The sequence below is a fragment of the Yersinia antarctica genome, from assembly GCF_056636475.1.
The window spans coordinates 3,550,978-3,571,209 of record NZ_JBSJQF010000001.1 but is presented as its reverse complement, the minus strand read 5'-3'; the positions used below and the strand labels follow the sequence as shown (position 1 = coordinate 3,571,209).

Genomic DNA, 20,232 nt, shown 5'->3' with positions numbered 1-20,232 from the left:
GTGTTTTCACCTGTTCTATCGGTTGGCTGGTTTAATGGGTTGGCGGGCCAGATTACGATTGGTGCCGGTATCCGGTGGCACGCGATTAAATATCAGGGCGGGCAGAGCAATGATAATGGCCATGCACATATAGCTGTACAAGAACGCGCTGTGGGTGGCCGAGGTATTGGTTACCACCTGATTATGCGCAAACACGCCCAATAATATCCCGGCGGTGCTGACCCCCAGACTCATGGAGAGTTGCATCACCATCGACAGCAAGCTATTGCCGCTACTGGCAAGGCGGTTTGGTAAATCTTTCAGGGTTAAGGTATTCATGGTGGAGAAGCGCAGTGCGTTAACCATTCCCTGGAAAAATAGCACCACCGGCAGTAGCCATAGCCAGCCCATCAGTGCCACCAGTGGGAAGCTCAGACTAACCACCGCCAGCAGCAATGTCGCGCTGACCAACACTTGCCGGTAGCCGAAGCGGTTAACCACCTGCACGATAATTCGCTTCATGCCCATACTGCCGATAATCATCGGGATCATCATTAAACCTGCATGGAACGGCGTGAATCCCAGCCCGATTTGCAGGAAAACCGGGGTCATAAAGGGCAGCATGCCACTGCCAATGCGCGCAGTCATACTTGCAGTCAGGCCAAGGGCATAGGATTTGTTTTTGAACAATCGCAGTGAAAATAGCGCAGCGTTATTACCTCGGGCATGCCACCAATATCCGGCCAGAGCCAACATCCCAGACAAGACTAAACCCGCAATTGCCAGCGGTGGCAAACCCAGCCCTTTATGGCCATCTAACGCCAGTGTTAGGGTTGCCATGCCGATAGCCAGCATGATAAAGCCGCTGATATCAAAGCGACGGGTACGCATGGTGTAGTTAGGCATCAGCATCAGAGTAGCTAAGGCGCCAATCACCCCCACTGGCAGGTTGATCAAGAAGATCCAGTGCCAACTGGCGTATTCCACCAGAAATCCCCCCAGCGCCGGGCCAACCAATGGCCCAATCTGGCCGGGTAGGGTGACAAAGGCCATCGCCGACATATATTGTTCGCGTGGCACGATCTTCATCACCGTCAGGCGGCCCACGGGTACCATCATTGCGCCACCGACCCCTTGAATCACGCGAGAGGCGATAAGCTCATTCAGGGTTTCAGATTGCGCGCACATCAGTGAACCAAGGGTAAACAGAATGATTGCTGAGAAAAATACCCATTTAACCCCGACACGATCAGCCAACCACCCGCTAGCGGGCAGCATCACAGCCACCGTCAACACATACGACACAATGACCGATTGCATACGCAATGGGTTTTCACCCAAACTGGCCGCAATCGAGGGCAGGGCGGTATTGACGATGGTGGTATCCAGCGTCTGCATAAAGAAACCGAAGGCAACGATCCACAGTTGCCAGCGTATACCCGTCATCTTTCAACCTGCTGCTGTGTTGACTGCATTCGCTTACCCGAATCACTTACGGGTTTTGACCTTAAAATATAAGTCAGCTCATCGGGACTCTCTCGCTTGCCGCCTGGGTATATCGCCATAGGCTATTCCAGCTTCATTAGCGGCTGCTTACTAAAGCGGCTGCGTAATCGGTCAAAATAGAGGTAAACCACCGGTGTGGTATACAGCGTTAGCAGTTGGCTCATTACCAGCCCACCGACAATGGTTATCCCCAGTGGTTGACGTAACTCTGCCCCATCACCACTGCTTAGCACCAGTGGCAGCGCCCCGAACAAGGCGGCCAATGTGGTCATTAGAATCGGCCGAAAGCGCAATAAACTGGCCTGAAAAATAGCATCGCGGGCGCTGAGATTGCCATTACGTTGCGCGTCGAGGGCAAAGTCCACCATCATAATGGCGTTCTTTTTCACGATACCAATCAATAGCATAATGCCAATAAGTGCGATCAGGCTAAAGGGGGCGTCGAACAGTTCTAGCGCCAGTAGCGCGCCCACCCCAGCAGAGGGCAGTGTGGACAGAATGGTCAGTGGATGAATATAGCTCTCATACAACATCCCGAGCACGATATACACCGTAGCGATAGCGGCCATAATCAGCCACAACTGCGATTTCAGTGTTTCCTGGAATACCTGCGCGGTACCAGTAAAGGTGCCGCGCACGGTGGCAGGCACCCCAAGTTCCGTCATTACCCGCTCAACGGCGGCGGTTGCTTCAGATAAACTTCCGCCTTCCGGTAAGTTAAATGAGATGGTCGAGGCGGCGGATAAGCCTTGATGATTAACCGACAGTGGTGCATTGGCCGGTTGCCACTTGGCGAAATAAGACAATGGAATTGACTGACCGCTGCTATTAATCACAAACATCTTATCGAGCGAACTGACATCCTGAGTGTATTGGGGGGCAACTTCCATCACCACTTTGTATTGGTTCAACGGTTGATAAATGGTGGAGATCTGCCGTTGACCAAAGGCGTTGTTTAACAGGGCATTGGCTGTGGACACATCAATCCCCAAGCGCGCCATGGTCTCGCGATCGTAAGTCAGTGCCATCTCCGAGCCTTTATCCTGCTGGTCAGAGTTAACATCTGCCAGCTCCGGCAATTTAGCCAGCGCGGCGCGGACTTTGGGTTCCCATTCACGTAGTGCGGCTAAATCGTCTGCTAACAGCGTAAATTGATAACTGGCGTTGGCTTGACGGCCACCGACGCGAATGTCCTGCACCGGTGCAAGGAACAGGCTCGCCCCCGGTTCTTTGGCTAGTTTGGCACGCAGACGAGTGATAATTTGCTGAGCGCTCTCACTGCGCTCACTCAAGGGTTTGAGCGAGATAAACATCGACCCGCTATTCGTGCGTGAGCCACCGGTGAAGCCGGTGACATTGTCGACCGCCGGATCATCGTTGACTATCTTCATGAAATCCTTCAGCTTCTGCTGCATCGACTGAAACGAAATACTTTGATCAGCTTGAATAAAACCCATCATCCGGCCAGTATCCTGCTCGGGGAAAAAGGTTTTCGGGATACTGATATAGAGCCAAACATTGAGCGCGATAGTGGAAAGCAGCACCACCATCACCCAACGTGTATGACCCAGTACCCAATTGAGTGAGCGACCATAACCTTGCTGAATAGACAGCAGCATTTTACCAAACCCACGAATCCGGGGTTGCTGACCAACCGGGTGTGATCGTAGCAAATGGGCGCACATCATTGGCGTCAAGGTGAGGGAAATGACCAGTGAGATGCCGATAGCCACCGACAGTGTTATGGCAAATTCGCGGAATAAACGGCCCGGTAACCCTTCCATCAGCAGCAGTGGAATAAATACGGCCACCAGCGAAATACTCATCGACAACACGGTAAAGCCCACTTCGCGCACCCCGCGCAGGGCGGCGGCCATTGGTTTTACCCCCGCTTCCAGATGGCGGGAAATATTCTCCAGCACCACAATGGCATCATCAACTACGAAGCCGGTGGCGATGGTCAATGCCATCAATGACAAGTTATTCAGGCTAAAACCGCACAGATACATAGCGGTAAATGTTCCGATCAACGAAACCGGCACGGCAACCGCGGGAATAAGCGTGGCACGGCCGGAGCGCAGAAACAGGAATACCACCAGAATCACCAAAGCTACGGCTATCATCAATGAGCGCTCCACTTCATCTAACGAAGCACGAATGGTCGGCGAGCGATCTTGTGCGATAGTCAACTGAATTGAGGCGGGGATCGAGGCACGCAGGGCCGGAAGTTCTGCTCGAATCCGGTCGACGGTGGCGATAATATTTGCCCCCGGCTCGCGGCTGATTACTAACAGCACCGCCGGTTTACCATCGGACATCCCGGCGTTACGCACATCTTGCACTGAGTCCACCACCGTGGCGACATCCTGTAGCCGTACCGCTGAACCATTGTTGTAATGAATCACCAGTGGGCGATAACCCGCTGCGGTTTTGATCTCATCATTGGCCTGCACCTGCCAGTGCTGTTGGCTGGAATCGATAGCACCTTGTGGGCGGCGAACGTTGGCGGCGCTGATTGCTTGTCGCACCGCATCCAGCGAAACGCCTTGGTTAAACAGCGCCCCAGGATTCAATTCAACCCGCACCGCAGGCAGGGAACTGCCTCCCACCGAGACATCACTGACCCCCTCGGTTTGAGCAATTTTCTGCGCCAATTTGGTAGAGGCAAAATCATACAACTGACCTTGGGTAAAGGTATCCGAGGTCAGCGTCATTATCATGATGGGCGCATCCGACGGGTTCATCTTACGATAGGTCGGGCGGTTTGGCATGCCGGTGGGTAGCAAGCTTTGCGCGGCATTAAGCGCTGCCTGCACATCACGGGCTGCACCGTTGATATCTCGATCGAGAGAGAATTGCAGAATGATCCGCGTGCTGCCCAATGAACTGGTAGAGGTCATTTCATTGACGCCCGCAATTCTGCCCAGTGCGCGTTCCAGCGGTGTGGCAATTGAGGACGCCATGGTTTCAGGATCGGCCCCTGGCATCGATGCACTCACCGAAATCACCGGATAATCCACCTGCGGCAGCGGTGATACCGGCAATAAGCTAAAACCGATAATTCCGCTGAGGGTGATAGCCAGTGTCAGCAGGGTGGTAGCCACCGGGCGATGGATGAACAGAGCGAAGAATTTCACGGCTGCTCCTGTCCATGGGGTAATTCAGGTGTGTCAGTATCCTGATGGCGATAGCGATTTTTGCCATGGGAGTTGCGTGCCAGTTTATCGAACAACAGATAGATAACCGGAGTGGTAAACAGGGTTAGTACCTGACTGACAATCAGCCCGCCGACCATACACACACCCAGCGGTTGGCGTAGCTCGGCCCCGGCCCCGGTACTGAGCATTAATGGCAATGCACCAAACAGCGCTGCTAATGTGGTCATCAGAATCGGGCGGAAACGTAACAAGCACGCCTGATAGATAGCATCATACGGGGTCATCCCCTGATCCCGCTCTGCGGCCAGTGCAAAGTCGATCATCATGATGGCATTCTTCTTTACAATTCCGATCAGCAGAATAATGCCGATAATGGCAATCACATCCAGCTCATTGCCGGTCAGCATCAGCGCCAGCAAGGCACCGACACCGGCGGTGGGCAGAGTTGACAAGATAGTGACCGGATGAATAAAACTTTCATATAACACGCCGAGCACGATATACATCGCCACAATCGCGGCGATAATCAGCCACAACGTGCTACCGAGTGCGGCCTGAAATGCCAGCGTAGAGCCTTGGAAGCGGGTGGTGATATCCGCCGGTAGCTGAATTGCCTGCTCAGCTTGTGTCACCGCGTTTACCCCCTCACCCAAGGAATATCCCGGTGCCAGATTGAAGGAGATAGTGGCTGACGGGAATTGATTCAAATGGTTAATCGATAATGGCCCGAAGCGCTCCTCAATGGTGGCAATACTGCTCAGCGGCACCCCTTTACCGTCGCTGCCGGTCAGGCGGATATCGTTAAACGCCGCCAAGCCCGGCGTGGCCTGCACGTCATGTTCTAGCACCACGCGGTATTGGTTGGCTTGGGTATAAATGGTGGAAATCAGGCGTTGACCAAAGGCGTTATATAGTGCGCTGTCGATAGCTGCCATCGTGATACCTAAACGGCTGGCGCTATCGCGATCGACATTAACAAACGCCACCAATCCTCGGTCCTGCCAATCACTGGTGACATCCTGGAAGGGAGCTTGTTGCTGCAACTGACTAACCAGCTTCGGTACCCAAGTACTCAACTCCTCAAGTGTCGTGGCTTGCAGGGTGAACTGATATTGTGTCCGGCTCAGTTGCGTATCAATGGTCAGATCTTGTACCGGCTGTAAGTAAAGTTTAATCCCTGGGACGCCGGTAACGCTTTCCTGTAAGCGGGTAATGATCTGTGGGATGCGATCGTCACGGCTGTTGAGTGGTTTAAGGTTAATCTGCAACCGGCCATTGTTCAGCGTGGCATTGGTACCGTCAACGCCGACAAATGAGGTCAGGCTTTCTACCGCTGGATCTTTAAGGATAATGGCGGCCACTTGTTGCTGGCGTTCCGCCATATTACTGAATGAAACGGATTGCGGTGCTTCCAGGGTTCCTTGAATCAGACCATTGTCTTGCAACGGGAAGAAACCTTTCGGCATCAGCAAGTAAAGCAGCACCGTCAGGACCAGTGTGCTCACCGCTACACCCAAGGTTATCCATTGATGATTAAGCACTTTTTTTAGTGCCACGGCATAATGGGCGATCACCCAGTTAAAGAACTTCTCACTGGCGCGTGACAGGCGGTTTTGCTTACGCAGTGACTCATAACTGAGCATCCGCGCGCACATCATTGGGGTCAGAGTCAGCGAAACTACCGCTGAAATCAGGATCGCCACCGCCAGTGTTACGGCAAATTCGCGGAACAGCCGGCCCACGATATCGCCCATAAATAGCAACGGAATCAACACTGCAATTAATGAGAAGGTGAGTGAAATAATGGTAAAGCCAATCTCTCCGGCCCCTTTCAGCGCCGCATCCAGCGGTCTCTCGCCTTTTTCGATATAACGAGAGATATTCTCTATCACTACGATGGCGTCATCGACCACAAAGCCCGTGGCAATGGTCAGCGCCATTAACGTCAGGTTATTGATTGAAAACCCGAGAAAATACATCGCCGCAAAGGTCCCGATCAGTGACAGCGGTACTGCGACACTGGGGATAATGGTGGCTGCGGCATTGCGCAGAAACAGATAAATCACCATCACCACCAGCACAATGGCGAGCAATAACTCAAACTGCACGTCACTGACGGAGGCGCGGATGGTGGTAGTGCGATCGGTTAGTACCTTGACATCAACCGACTTGGGCAAGCTTTTGATCAACTCCGGCAGCATCTCGCGAATACTGTCCGCGGTGGCAATGACGTTGACCCCCGGCTGGCGCTGGATATTCAACACAATCGCCTGCTGGGTATTGGCCCATGCAGCCAGTTTGTTATTTTCCGCGCCCTGCTCAATGGTGGCGACATCCTGCAAGCGGATCGGCGCTCCATTTTGGTATGCAATGATCAGATCACGGTAATCCTCGGCAGATTTCATCTGGTCATTAGCCGACAATGTCACCGAACGGGTGGGGCCATCGAGGCTACCCTTGGCAGAATTGACGTTAGCATTGCTGATGGCAGTACGAATGGTTTCGCTGTCCAGCCCCAATGCGGCGACCGCCGGGGCATTCAGTTTCACCCGCACGGCGGGGCGCTGTCCGCCGGAAATAGTGACCAGACCGACCCCGGTGACTTGCGATATTTTCTGCGCAATCCGGGTTTCGACCATATCTTCTACTTGCGTCATCGGGATGGCAGTGGAGGTCACGGCTAAGGTCATAATCGGCGGATCAGCCGGATTCACTTTGCTGTAAATCGGGGGGTAAGGCAGATCATTGGGCAGTAGATTGGTGGCGGAGTTAATGGCAGCCTGCACCTCTTGCTCTGCTACATCCAGTGGCAAAGTAAACTGGAATTGCAGCGTAATCACTGACGCACCACCCGAACTTTGTGATGCCATCTGCTTGAGGCCGGACATTTGGCCAAACTGGCGCTCCAGCGGCGCGGTAATGGATGATGTCACCACATCCGGGCTGGCCCCAGGATAGAGTGTCACCACCTGAATCGTCGGGTAATCAACCTCCGGCAGGGCAGAAACCGGCAGCGCGCGGTAACCGAGAATCCCGGCCAGCAGAATGGCAATCATAAATAATGTGGTGGCAACCGGGCGCAGGATAAACAGCCGTGACGGCCCGCCACCAGGTGTTGGAGGCATCACTTGCATCAGGATTTCTCCGCAGGAACAGTGTTACTCGTCGCTCTTCTGCCCCGATGTGTGGCTTTCTCCTCCGTGGCTGCTTTCTCTGCGACACCCGTTTGGTTTGCTGCTGCGGCCCGTGGTGTTACCACTTCGACCTGTAAGCCTTCGGTCAGGCGATCAATACCGTCAGTGACCACGCGTTGACCCGCATTCAGGCCGGCGCTAATAACCACTTGTTTGCTGTCTTGAATACCGGTAGTGACCAGATGCTTACTGACTTTATTTTCATCATTTAGGGTCCAGACAAAGCTCCCTTCGTTACCCATTTGTACGGCGGCGGTTGGCACCACCACAGCATTTTGCAGTAAATCGACTTTGATACGGGCGTTGACAAACTGGTTGGGGAACAGGATGTCATCGTTATTGGCAAAGCGTGCTTTCAGCTTAATGGTGCCGGTGGTGGTATCAATTTGGTTATCAATACTGAGCAAATAGCCCTGCGCCAGTCGCTGTTTATTGGTGCGATCCCAAGCTTCTACTGGCACGGTAGTGTTATTTTTGGCCGCATTTTTCTGCGCTTGCATGATAGCGGGGATATCGCTTTCTGGCAGCGTAAAGACCACATCAACCGGATGTGTCTGAGTGATCACCACTATGGGGGCTGTGGTACCGCTGGTAATGTAATTACCGACATCGACCTGTTTTAGGCCCACTTTGCCAGATATTGGGGCGGTAATTCGACTATAAGTCAGTTGCAGTTTGGCACTGTCGATAGCGCCTTGATCGGCTTTAACACTGCCTTCACTTTGGCGCACTAACGAGGCTTGAGTATCGAGCTCTTGTTGTGAAATGACCCCGGTTTTCACCAATTTTTGGTAGCGGGCTAAATCACGGCGGGCATTGTCCAGCGTGGCCTGATCTTTTGCCAGTTGGCCCTGTGCTTGGGTCAGTTGTACCTGATAAGGGCGTGGGTCGATCTCCACCAGTAAGTCACCGGCGTTGACCTGTTGCCCTTCAGTAAAGTGGATTGCCATTAATTGGCCATCGACCCGGCTGGTCACGGTGACGGTATTGGCGGCAATCACGGTACCTAGGCCGGTAAGATAACGGGGTACGGCTTGTTCGGTGGCGGTGGCCGCCTGTACCGGCGACATGGGCATATTACGTCGGCCACCGGCGCGGGCTGTTGTCGTCCCGCCAGCGGTGTGCTGCGCACCTGGCGCGGTGTTGTTGGTGGCCGCGCTAAAATAGCGCCAGGCAAATATAGCAACAGTAATCGCCACCACCGCCCCGAGTAACATCAGTACTCTGGAAGTGCGTTTGGATTGAGCTTTCATGATGGCGGGAGTCCTTTTTGTTTATTTTGTTATGCGCACATAGATGCAATCAATTGGGTATCGATATGTTACTAGTTTAGCGGGGATTTACCGGATAAAAATGGAGGAAATATGGAAGTAGTGTCAGGGTATGTGGGATTTTGGTTTTTATAATTTTAGGATTCAAAACTGATAGGGTTTGGTTGCGGTTGATATTCGATTAAGTGATGTGATCTGTTTCTTGATTACCCACTGCGCAGTGGGTAATCAAAATAGCATTAACGATACAGGGTCTGCGCCCAACGGGCCAAACCGGCGGTCACTGAGCCGAAGTCATTGCCACCCACCAACGGGATACCCGGTAGTTGCTGTTGCAGGGCGGCTCGCAATAACGGGGAGCGAGCACTGCCGCCTGTCAGATAGATGACATCTGGAGTGATATGGCTGGTGGATAATGCCAAACTGACTTGTTCCTGAATCCGTTGTAGTGGCTGAGATATGGCTTCAGCAAGCTGTTGCTGGTTGATAGTCTGGCCTAACTCTGGCTCGACAAAATTCAGTGCAGTCGCTACTTGTACTTGTTCGGATAGCGCGATTTTGCTCTCTTCCGCCGCCCGAACTAAACGATAACTCAGGCGCTGTTGATACACTTTCAGCAGGCGCTCTACTTGCTGTGGATTGGCCGCGTCACGAATCAAATCACGCAGGAAGCGGCCGTTAACCGTGCTGTAGAAATCGCTCTGTGCCGGAACATCGTTAGTCGCAACGGCATTCCAATAGGGCAGTGACGGCAGAGCAATCCCTTTTTCGGTTTCGCCCCCCATGCCAAACAGCGGCATCAGTTGTTTAAACGCGAGCATAATATCCAGATCGTTACCACCAACGCGACAACCACTGTGACCCAGCAGGCTTTGTTGACGGTCTGCCAGCCCCTGCCATTTAGGCCCCATCAATAGCACCGAACAGTCAGTGGTACCACCACCGATATCCACCACTAGTACGGTTTTTTCTTCTGTCAGCGTCGCTTCAAAATCTAGCCCTGCCGCGACCGGTTCAAACTGGAAAGCAATATCGCGAAAACCGGCGCGTTGGGCGGCGCGCAGTAAAATCCCTTCTGCCTGGCGATTAGCATCCTCACCGCCAGAGCCTTGGAAGTTGACTGGACGACCAATTACTGTCTGACTAATTTCTGATGCCAGTACGGATTCTGCCTGACGTTTGATATGGAACATCATGGCGCAGACCAAATCCTCAAACAGCGCCAATTGCTGAGGTTTCAGCCCATTGGCGCCCAAGAAGGATTTAGGTGATTTTACAAAGTATACGTCTTCAGGGTCTTCGATATAGTGGGCGAGGGCAGACAGGCCAAATGTCAGACTGTCGGCGGCAACCGGAATATCCTCTTCGCGATTGAATGCCATGGCCCGGCGTAATAGCTGCTGATTTTCGTCACTACCGGTGGGTACCTGCCAGTGGCGGTGCAGGCATTCACTGACCGCTTCCCGTGTTGGCGCGCACAACATGGAGGGCAGATAGACGTCATTATTTTCCAGTGCCAGTAAGTTGGGAGCATCATCCCGCATCACGGCAACTGAGCAGTTTGCTGTGCCGTAGTCAAAACCAATGAACATAATTGCCCCCCAGGCCAAATAAAGGGGTGCGACTTTACCCGAGAGTGGGCAGCGGGGCAATCGTCATGTTAGTGATTTTTTAATCATGGTTGAGGATGCAACATGACGAGCCGGTTATTTAATCGCAAAATAGCCACTGTCGAGTAAATCAGACAACGGTTGCGGCGGGCTGATGGTTTCACCGTCAGCTAAATCGACACCAATGGTTATCAGTTTATTGAGCGTCAGAGGGAGTTCTGCTGGCCCAGCCAGAGTGGCGATATTGGCTCGCTGAGCGGTACCATTAATGATAGAGACCAGCACTTCATCCATCTGGTTAATATGGATATGGGAAATTAACTCGCTGTTAAACTTAAGATAATCGATAGTGTGATCCGCCAGTAACTCGAAATCATTCAGGTTATGACCAAACTCTTTAACGATGAGCTTACAGCCCAGTTGTTGCAATTTGGCGAGAAAATTGCCAATCGCGAAGGGGTATTGCAGTAAGGTGGATTCATCGACCATCCAATAGAGACTTTGTGTTGGCAGTACGGTTTGCCGCACCAAGGTCAGCAATGATTGGCGAAACTCTTCTTTGAGCAGCGCCGCCTCTGACTGCGGGATAGCCAGCGCCAGCCCTTTATGTTTGATAGCTTGGGCATGTGTCATTAACAGTTGCTCACAGACCCAATTATCAATCTGCGGCAGCAAGCTATAGAGCAGCGCGGCTTCCTGAAACTCGGCCTGGCTGACGTTAAGGCCATGTGGCCGATTAACCTCGAAACTGATTTGATAGAAACAGACAGACAATGGCGTTCTGGGGGGCGCGGTTGGGGTGAGTTGCAATACCAGTTGGTTATCATTGAGAATATTCTCAACATCTTCCCTGCTCAACAGCTCGTGTTGGCGTGCTAATAGCTGCTTTTGCCGTGGCTGATAGAGATAAACCTGACCGCGTCCACTGTGTTTAGCGGTGTAACAGGCGATATCTGCCTGTGCCATAATTTCACTGCGCTGATTGTTATTGCTACTTATTTGCGTCACACCGGCGCTGGCCCCAATACGATAGAGCTTATCTTCCCAGTAGAAATGATAGCCATTAATCAGTGATACCAGACTTTGGGTAATGGCTTTGGCATGGGGTAGGGTGCAGTTGAGCATCAGTAAGCCAAACTCATCACCGCCGAGGCGTGCAACACAATCGCTGTTACGTAAGTGCTGGCGCATCAACTGGCTCAACTCTTTCAATAATGCATCTCCTGCGGGATGCCCGGCAGTGTCATTAATGGCTTTGAAATAGTCTAAATCAAGGAAAGCCAATGCATGTTGTTGGTTAAGTTCGACGCTAATTTGGATTGCCGCTTTCAATTTATTCTCAAAATTGGCGCGGTTTGGCAGACCTGTGAGATTATCGTGAGAGGCGCTGTGGCTGAGTTTGCGCATCATTGCGCGCGATTCGCCGACATCCTGGAACACCAGTACCGCCCCGACAATGTCCCCTTCCAACGTTTTCAGCGGCGCGACCGACTCCTGAATATCATAATGCTGGCCATCACGATGGTGTAATACCATTGACTCATTGAACGAAGAGTAGGGGCGATGATTAAGGCAATGCTCTATCGGGTTATCAATCTCCGCGCCGTCTACGCCGTTAGTCAACTTGATGATATGGTTGACCGGTTGGCCCAATGCGATGGTATTTGCCCAGCCAGTCATTTTCTCGGCCACCGGGTTCATAAAGGTAATCTTCATCTCCTGATCGGTACAGACCACAGCTTCACCGATGGAGTCCAGCGTGATATGCAGTCGCTCTTTCTCTTCGTGCAGCGCTTCCGTCAGATTTCTGATTTCCGTCATATCCAGCGTGGTACCAATCAGACGCAGAATATTGCCATTTTTATCACATATCATATTGGCTTGATTACGCAGATGGACAATTTCACCATCCGGTAATAACAGCCGGAATTCCAGACGGTATGGCTGGCGCTGCTTGAGGGCGGCGCTATATTCGCGATTAACCCGATTGATATCTTCATGATGAATGTATTTCTGCCAAACACGCTCATCAACCTGGGTATTAAAAGGAATATGATAGAGTTCATACATCCGCTTATCCCAACTGATAACCTGCGTTTTGATATCCAATTCCCAGATACCGATCCCCCCAGCCTCGTTAGCCAGCGTAATACGCTCCATTAGGCGGCGGTTAATAATCTCGGTTTTTTTCAGCTCATTGATATCTTCAGCCTGCGAGATGAAATAGAGCGGTTGCTGTTGGTGATCCCGCACCACACTGACCACCAGTAGTGCCCACACGATTTCACCATCGCTGCGAATATAGCGCTTTTCCATCGAATAGCTGGGGATACGGCCATGATACAGGTCGTCGAGTAATTTCAGGTCCGCAGAGAGATCGTCTGGATGAGTAATTTGCTGGAAAGTCAGGGTCAGTAATGTCTCTTGGGAATAGCCTAATAACTTGCATAAGGCCTGATTGACCTGCATCCATTGGCCTTGCGGTGAGACCAAGGCCATACCGATGGCTGAATATTCCATCGCGTTACGAAAGCGGTTTTCGCTTTCAATAATATGCTCTTTCTCCATGCGAAAAGAGTGCATTACCATTGCCATGGCATGGGGCGGAATTAACACCATTAATAAAGGAATAAAGGAGAACGCTTGAATTGACAGGTTAGTATCGGAATTAATGGTATACAGCTTGAAATTAAGCATCAATGCAATCAGCAATGTTGCCATAAAGCAGATGGTAAATGTCTCAAAACGCGGTAAGCGGATTGAGGTCCAGATCAACGTCATGATGACAAAAGTGAAGGGGAAAGGCAGATAAATCAGTCCGATATAACAAGCTGATAGTGATATTATCATCATAAAAATCATATCAAACAGCGCTTTGGATTTGGTCGCGATATTGAAGTAACCTCGACGGTAAAGTAACCCGACCGGCCCTAAGGCCAACATGCCTACCGCTTCGGACATAAACCACACCGTGAGCACTTGGGTAAAGCCCCCGTTTTGTGGGGATAAATACCAAGCCGCTGCCAGCCCACTGGCCAGAGGGACCACAATCACAGTGCAAACCGAGAATTTAAGCCAACTGAGCAGGTTATTGAGCGGGTCTTTGGTTTGCAGGAATTTACGCAGTAACCAGGCCCCGGCGGATGCCTCTGCCAGGTTGATAAATGTTAGGGGTAACGGGAACCAACTGAGGCCATATAAAATAAAATTAGCAGCAACAATACATATCCCTGCGGCCAATAATTGCCATAACCAGTAGCGCATAGGATGGTGGAACAGCGCCACCATTAATACTGCCGTCGGGAACCATAATGGGGCAAGGTTTTCTGACCGTTCAGAAAGCTGGATACAAAAGAGTGCGAGCAAAAATACGACTATGCTGATGATAGTAATGTGGATAATGGTTCTATTGTCAGGTGCCGGTCTTTCGGACGCACTGAGATCCATATAACGCCTTATTTTGCTCATACAGCTTTAGATTATGATAGGAAAAACCCATCACATAAAGAATATACCGCCGTTAAAATACGGTCATATTCAAAAGTTTAGTATAGATAAACACTGTAGAGTGTTATTCCTCTTCTCAGTGCTTAATTAATGATTTGTTTATTAGCATAATAGTCAGACCAAGAATATAGTTGCCAGTCCCAGAAAGATGAAAAAACCACCGGTATCTGTGATGGCGGTGATCATAACACTCGATCCGATAGCCGGATCACGCCCCATCCGAGCCATGGTCATCGGGATAATAACCCCCATGAGTGCTGCCATCAGCAAGTTAAGGATCATGGCTAATGTCATCACCCCTCCCATTGCCGGATCGCCATAGAGCAGATAGGTTACTACCCCCATAATCCCGCCCCATACCAGACCATTAATCAACGCTACGCCCAATTCTCTGAACATCAGGAAGGTCACGTTACCTTGTTGAATATGGTGTAATGCCAACGCTCGGACAATCATGGTAATGGTTTGATTACCGGTATTGCCGCCAATACCGGCCACAATCGGCATTAATGCCGCCAGAGCCACTAATTGTGAGATGGTGTCCTCAAATAAGCCGATCACGCGTGAGGCAACAAATGCCGTACAGAGGTTGATTGCCAGCCATGACCAGCGGGTGCGAACCGCGCGGCCTACCGGGGAGAACACATCTTCTTCCGGGCTTAAGCCCCCCATGCGTCTTAGGGTGGTGTCGCTCTCTTCGTTGACCACATCAACAATCTCTTCGATGGTCAAACGACCCATCAGTTTGCCTTTGGCATCAATTACCGCGGCACTGATTAAGTCATAACGTTCAAAAGCACCGGCAGCATCCTCTGCTTTCTGTTCGGGTTGGAACGTGGTCGGGTTGCTATCCATCACCTCAAATACTTTAGCATCGGGCGCATTGAGCAGGATAGAGGTCAATGGTAACTCGCCAAGCAAGGTATTTTTGCGGTCAACCACAAAGATTTTATCCGTGGCATCGGGAATATTTTTCCGATAACGCAAATAGCGTTGCACGGCTGCCAGCGTAATATCGGCACGTACCGTCACCAGCTCGAAATCCATCATCTGACCGACAGTGTCACGGGCATATTGGATAACTTCCCGCACTCGGGCGCGCTGATCCGGGTCCAACGAGGTGAGCAGGCGGCCCATCAAATTACGTGGCAGGTATTCAGCCAAATAAGCCTGTTCATCGACATGCAAAGTGCGCATGGCCCTCAACAGGTCTTTATCACTCATCTCTTTAATCAGCGAATCCCACACTGTTTCAGAGACTTCAACCAGCGTTTGGCCGCGTTTCTCATTTTTGACCAACCGCCACAATGCCAAACGTTCGTCATGAGGCAACGCCTCCAGTAAGTCAGCAAGGTCGGCAGCATGCAGATCATCAAGTAGACTTCTGATTTCTAACGTTTGCTCGGACAGTTGTTCATCGCTGAGCTTTTCTTTCTCTTCCTGACGGCCAAGAATGCCATCAACCAAAGCCTTATTATTCAATAATAGAGAAAGTATCCGGTTGCGTATTTCAGCCAGTTTTTTCGTATTATTTTTAGTTTTATTCTTTATAACGGCAGAAATTGGCACAGGAATAATCGGCACTGGCATAGTGTGTCCTTAATTCGAAAACGACCCTTTGCCCCTGAAGTCGTAGGGATAGGCACTAAAACATTAACGACAAAACATCTAGGGGCTGAGATCGCTCTCATGGGGGCCAGGTGGTTCGCCTTCTACAGTCAGTTCAAGCTGCTGTGACTGCCTGCGCTCCTGATGATGGGAAATAGAAGCGACCGCCGCATACAATAAACGGCCAAACAGAATGAGAAAGCTCACCAGTAGGATTATTTTTGTTAGCTGTGCTGTTGGCCGTCTTCTCATCATTTACCTTCCTACCCTTCGCTCTTGGCGTTGCAGCGTTGTTTGTCACAATTAATGTTAGCTGCTCTCACTACTCGTCCCATCCATGGGCCTCGCCTCGTTGAGGCCGCTGCAAGCAGCGTTCAAATCTGCTCCCGGCAGATTTGTCACCCGAATCACTGACGAGAGTCAGCTCATCGGGGTTGATTCTGATTACTCTTTGACGGTAACCACATCCGCTGCTTCTGGTTCTTCTTCTTCAATGATCAGCTTCCAGCCTACTACATCATCCCAGTATGCCTGCTCACGCTCAAAATCCAGTTGTACCAGATTATTTTGTGTCAGATAACCGACGGGGAAACGTAATGTCCAATGGCTATCGTCAGTTATCAAACGCAGACTCTCTGGCGTGGTAGTCGACTGACGCTGATTATTCAGTAACGTACTCAAACGTAATAACTGAATTAACGGTAAATAATACTTTTTCTTGAATAAATTTAAACGCGGTAATTCATCCAGCTTGATGCCTTTACGATGCATTCGTACCAACGTTGCCAGCAGCAGTTGTTGCTCCTGATTAAAACCCGGTAAGTTGGTGTTTTGCAGGATATAGGCAGAATGGCGGTGCATCCCACTGTGATTAATACTCAGACCCACTTCGTGCAACATTGCCGCCCATTTCAACAATGCTTCAAGCTGCGGCTGCACCAACTTGGTGTTCTGCGCTAACCACTGGGTATAAAGTTGTTCGGTTGTTTCCAGCACTCGGCGGGCTTGTTCGCGGTCAATATTATAGTGTTCCGCCAGGCTTTTTGCCGTGCGTTGACGAATATCCTGATGGCGGAAACGGCCTTCCATCTCATACAGCACGCCTTCGCGCAGCGCGCCGTCGGATAAGCGTAACTCTTTGACTGCTAACGCATCAAATACCCCACACAAGATAGCCAGGCCTGGTACAAATACCGACTGGCGATCTTCTGATAATCCCGGCAGGCTCAGGGCTGAGAAGTGTTTGAATTGTAACACTTGCTCAACCAGCATTTCGAGGCGCTCTGGTGTTATCAAACCGTCTTTTTCGCCCATTTCCACCAACACTTCATAGGTGGCCTTAATGGTGCCGGATGCCCCCAGCGCATATTGCCAACCCTGAATGCGGTATTGCCATGCCAGATTTTCCAGTTTCTGTGCTGCCGCAAGACGGGCACGTTTGAAATTGGCCTTACTTATCTCACCGTGTGGGAAGAACTGCTGGGCAAAACTCACGCACCCCATACGGCGGCTCTCTACCAACAGAGGCTCAAAATCTTCACCAATAACTAACTCTGTTGAACCCCCACCAATATCAATGACCAGCTTGCGGCCTTTTTCCGGCTGAGTGTGTTCGACGCCCATAAAAATCAGACGGGCCTCTTCTTGGCCGGAAATGATTTCGATCGGATACGGAATAACCGCCGCCGCCCGCTTGAGGAATGCCTCTGCGTTAGCAGCTTGGCGCAGCGAATGAGTGCCAACAATACACACATTATCAGGTGAGAAACCCTGCAAGCGTTCTGCAAACAGCGCCAAACAGGCTAAACCCCGTTCGATGGCTTCTTCGCTAAGCATGTTATTGTGGTCCAAACCATCAGCCAGATGTACGCGCTGCTTTAGGCGACCTAAAACCTGTAGCGCGCCGTTGACGACCCGGGCAATGACCATATGAAAACTGTTAGAACCCAAATCGATAGCTGCAATTTCCTGCGGCTTGGTGGTCGATGAACTGTTGGATAGCGGCATAGTTTTAGCTCGATGCGTCTGGTTGTTCCAGCGCTTTTAAATAATCATAGATGGCAATCTGTGCACGTACTTTGCGCCTATTACCACGCGGTACATAACGATTACTCAGTTCTTTATCAATATAACGGGCTTTTACCGTGTCGTTGAATAACAGCTCTAAAATATCTAGCACCCGTTGTTTTAATTTCGGATCCAGCAATGAGACCGCGACTTCAATACGGTAATCGATATTACGGGTCATCCAGTCAGCTGAAGAGAGATACACCAGTTTGTCGCCTTTATTCTCGAACACATAGACCCGGTCATGTTCCAAGAAACGGTCAACGATACTGGTGACCTGAATATTATCGCTGATCCCCGGCATATTGGGGATTAACGAGCACATGCCACGTACCAATAATCGGATTTTTACCCCAGCACTGGAGGCGCTATATAACCTATCTACCAGACCTTTATCTACTAAATTATTTATCTTCAGGGTAATACCGGCGCTTTCTCCGGCCTGAGCATGAATAATTTCCTGATCAATCAATTGATACAACATTAAGCGCGAGTTCTGCGGTGACACCATCAGATTATCGAATTTGACCGGGCGATAAGGATTTTCGATAAAGTTAAACACCCGCCGTACTTCATTGGTAATACGGGCATCAGCGGTCAGTAATGAGTAGTCGGTATAGATTCGGGCGGTCTTCTCATTGAAGTTGCCGGTACCGATATGGGCATAGCGCACGATCTCCTCGCCTTCAAGGCGGGAAATCAGGAATAATTTGGCGTGGATCTTCAGACCAGGTGCTGAGAAAATAACGTGTACACCAGCGGCGGTCAGGCTTTTGGCCCAGTGGATATTGGCTTCTTCATCAAAGCGCGCCTGTAACTCTACCACTACCGTGACTTTCTTGCCGTTATGGGCGGCATGGATCATCGATTCTATGATGCGTGAATCCTTGGCGACCCGATAAATATTGATTTTAATCGCTAATACGCTGGGATCGAAAGAGGCTTGACGCAGTAATTCCAATACGTGTTCAAAGGTGTGATAAGGGTAATACAGCAGGACATCTTGTTCACGGATAGCATCAAAGCCATTGCGGAATTTATCAAACCAAATATGGCGCAGGCGCGGCATTGGCCGGTTAACCAGATTGCTTTTGCCCACATTCGGGAAGCTGATAAAGTCTTTGAAGTTATGGTAACGGCCACCTGCAATAACCGAGTCATCATTAGAGATACCCAATTTATTGCGCAGTAATTCCACCATCTCATCGGGCATATCACGTTGGTAAACAAAGCGCACCGGCTCTGCCGTCAGGCGCTGTTTAAGGCTCGACGACATCAGCTCCAGCAGGCTGGATTCCATTTCAGTGACCAAATCATATTCGGCATCACGGGTCATCTTCATGGAGTAGGCGTTTAGCGCATCGTAATCAAAGAAGCCTTTAAAAATCTCATCGAGGCAAAATCTCAATATATTATCAAGTAATATCATTGGCTTGCGGCGACGAGGTGCTTCTGGTGGCAAATTGACAAAACGCGGGACTTTATCTGAAGGAATCTCCAGCAGGGCATAGGCAATTTCCTGCCCGCGGATAATCTCCACCGCTAGATAGGTGTAATCGTCTTTTAAGAACTGCACCAGGTTGGTGTCATGGTTAATCAAGATCGGCGTAATGTGTTGGCGCAGATGCTGTTTAAAATAGATTTTTAGCCAGGCTTGCTGATTTTCGGAAATCTGCCGTTCATTAATCAGGAAGATCTGATTACGCGCCATTTCCAGTAAAAGATCATTATATAACCCATCAAATTCTTGATCGGCTTTCACCACTTTGCTCTGAATTTTTTTCAGCAAATGGCGAGAGGTCACGGCAGAGCCTTGCTCTTCGCTGATCAAAATGCGCCGTTTCAGATCGGCAAATCGGACTTTATAGAATTCGTCCAGATTATTGGAGTAAATGCCAAGAAATCGCATCCGCTCGATGAGTGGATTGCTCTTATCTGCTGCTTCCTGCAATACCCGCTCATTAAAAGATAACCAGCTAAGTTCTTTTTCGATGTAGAGCTTTTCCTGACCCATTGCAACTCCAGTAAGATTATTGTGGGAGTATTTAGTGTCCTCAATCATTATTGCGAAAGTTTGACAAGAAAGTCCAACAGATATCATTAGTTAACTTTGTCCGTTAAACCTTATACCCAATCGATCTTAAGTTGCAGGAAAGCGGCAAGTAACAGACAGATTGGTCAAAGACGGGTTTGAGCAACACACCTGCATTTTGAAAGATGGTGGGTATAAAACATTGTCATGCAAACGCCACAAAAGTGACATAAGATGCTCGGTCATCTGGCGGTATAGATATACGCTTGGATTGATAATAGTAGACGGGGCATGGGGCAA

At 50.4% G+C, this 20,232-nt stretch carries 10 protein-coding genes; all 10 read right to left on the bottom strand.

The window, feature by feature from the left end; translation table 11 throughout:
* Positions 1-15: 15 nt before the first annotated feature.
* On the bottom strand, positions 16-1,425 hold the full coding sequence (gene mdtD / locus ACWJJO_RS16560) for an MFS transporter (RefSeq protein WP_420073064.1): 1,410 nt from the start codon (positions 1,423-1,425) through the stop codon (positions 16-18).
* A gap of 122 nt (positions 1,426-1,547) precedes the next feature.
* Complete coding sequence (gene mdtC, locus ACWJJO_RS16555) at positions 1,548-4,622, bottom strand: multidrug efflux RND transporter permease subunit MdtC (RefSeq protein ID WP_481091267.1); 3,075 nt, start codon at positions 4,620-4,622, stop codon at positions 1,548-1,550.
* On the bottom strand, positions 4,619-7,777 hold the full coding sequence (locus ACWJJO_RS16550; protein ID WP_481091266.1) for an MdtB/MuxB family multidrug efflux RND transporter permease subunit: 3,159 nt from the start codon (positions 7,775-7,777) through the stop codon (positions 4,619-4,621). Before ACWJJO_RS16550 ends, mdtC begins: the two co-directional genes overlap by 4 nt.
* Positions 7,777-9,090 carry an MdtA/MuxA family multidrug efflux RND transporter periplasmic adaptor subunit gene (locus ACWJJO_RS16545; RefSeq protein ID WP_372569454.1) on the bottom strand — a complete coding sequence of 438 codons (1,314 nt, stop codon included), beginning with the start codon at positions 9,088-9,090 and terminating at the stop codon, positions 7,777-7,779. The genes ACWJJO_RS16550 and ACWJJO_RS16545 overlap by 1 nt, the downstream gene beginning before the upstream one ends.
* A gap of 257 nt (positions 9,091-9,347) precedes the next feature.
* A complete protein-coding gene (gene yegD / locus ACWJJO_RS16540) occupies positions 9,348-10,700 on the bottom strand; it encodes a molecular chaperone (RefSeq protein WP_083163263.1) in 1,353 nt (450 codons plus the stop codon).
* A gap of 114 nt (positions 10,701-10,814) precedes the next feature.
* Entirely contained in the window at positions 10,815-14,165 is a 3,351-nt protein-coding gene (locus ACWJJO_RS16535; RefSeq protein WP_481091265.1) for a diguanylate cyclase, read from the bottom strand.
* A 174-nt stretch (positions 14,166-14,339) separates the two neighbouring features.
* Positions 14,340-15,815: a magnesium transporter gene (gene mgtE, locus ACWJJO_RS16530; protein WP_083163267.1), complete on the bottom strand. Its 1,476-nt coding sequence runs from the start codon at positions 15,813-15,815 to the stop codon at positions 14,340-14,342.
* Between the two features lie 78 nt (positions 15,816-15,893).
* Complete coding sequence (locus ACWJJO_RS16525; RefSeq protein WP_083164142.1) at positions 15,894-16,085, bottom strand: YfgG family protein; 192 nt, start codon at positions 16,083-16,085, stop codon at positions 15,894-15,896.
* Between the two features lie 192 nt (positions 16,086-16,277).
* Positions 16,278-17,840: an exopolyphosphatase gene (ppx, locus tag ACWJJO_RS16520; RefSeq protein WP_083163269.1), complete on the bottom strand. Its 1,563-nt coding sequence runs from the start codon at positions 17,838-17,840 to the stop codon at positions 16,278-16,280.
* A 4-nt stretch (positions 17,841-17,844) separates the two neighbouring features.
* Positions 17,845-19,914, bottom strand: a complete 2,070-nt coding sequence (gene ppk1, locus ACWJJO_RS16515; RefSeq protein ID WP_083163271.1) for a polyphosphate kinase 1 — start codon at positions 19,912-19,914, stop codon at positions 17,845-17,847.
* Positions 19,915-20,232 lie beyond the last annotated feature (318 nt).

Bases quoted from the DNA above. Each gene is read 5' to 3' on its own strand.
- mdtD (WP_420073064.1), bottom strand. From the start codon at position 1,425: ATGACGGGTATACGCTGGCAACTGTGGATCGTTGCCTTCGGTTTCTTT.
- ACWJJO_RS16545 (WP_372569454.1), bottom strand. From the start codon at position 9,090: ATGAAAGCTCAATCCAAACGCACTTCCAGAGTACTGATGTTACTCGGG.
- yegD (WP_083163263.1), bottom strand. From the start codon at position 10,700: ATGTTCATTGGTTTTGACTACGGCACAGCAAACTGCTCAGTTGCCGTG.
- ppx (WP_083163269.1), bottom strand. From the start codon at position 17,840: ATGCCGCTATCCAACAGTTCATCGACCACCAAGCCGCAGGAAATTGCA.
- mgtE (WP_083163267.1), bottom strand. From the start codon at position 15,815: ATGCCAGTGCCGATTATTCCTGTGCCAATTTCTGCCGTTATAAAGAAT.
- ACWJJO_RS16550 (WP_481091266.1), bottom strand. From the start codon at position 7,777: ATGCAAGTGATGCCTCCAACACCTGGTGGCGGGCCGTCACGGCTGTTT.
- ACWJJO_RS16535 (WP_481091265.1), bottom strand. From the start codon at position 14,165: ATGGATCTCAGTGCGTCCGAAAGACCGGCACCTGACAATAGAACCATT.
- ppk1 (WP_083163271.1), bottom strand. From the start codon at position 19,914: ATGGGTCAGGAAAAGCTCTACATCGAAAAAGAACTTAGCTGGTTATCT.
- ACWJJO_RS16525 (WP_083164142.1), bottom strand. From the start codon at position 16,085: ATGAGAAGACGGCCAACAGCACAGCTAACAAAAATAATCCTACTGGTG.